Source organism: Pseudonocardia oceanicola (assembly GCF_047200735.1).
In the GTDB taxonomy this organism is placed as follows: domain Bacteria; phylum Actinomycetota; class Actinomycetes; order Mycobacteriales; family Pseudonocardiaceae; genus Pseudonocardia.
This window is the reverse complement of sequence record NZ_JBJZON010000119.1, coordinates 1-283: the sequence shown is the minus strand read 5'-3', so window position 1 is coordinate 283 and position 283 is coordinate 1. Positions and strand designations below refer to the sequence as shown.

1 protein-coding gene is annotated in these 283 nt (G+C 65.4%); it reads left to right on the top strand.

The genetic code is table 11. From position 1 onward, the window contains the following. On the top strand, positions 1-283 hold a 283-nt coding region (locus ACL02T_RS35080; RefSeq protein WP_412835117.1), incomplete at both ends, for an acyl-CoA dehydrogenase family protein.

Here is a 283-nt window from a genome sequence, read left to right as displayed (position 1 = left end):
CGACAAGGTGTTCCCGACGGAGTTCTATGAGGCGTTGGCGTCCGGTGGCTGGTTGGGGATCACCACGCCGGAGGAGTTCGGCGGGCACGGCTTCGGTATCACCGAGGCGTCGCTCCTGATCGAGGAGGTCGCGAAGTCCGGGGGCGGGATGAACGCCGCGTCGGCGATCCACTTGTCGATCTTCGGGATGCATCCGGTGATCAAGCACGGGTCGGAGGAGTTGAAGAGGCGCACGCTGCCGCGGATCGTGGACGGCTCGTTGCACGTGTGTTTCGGGGTGACG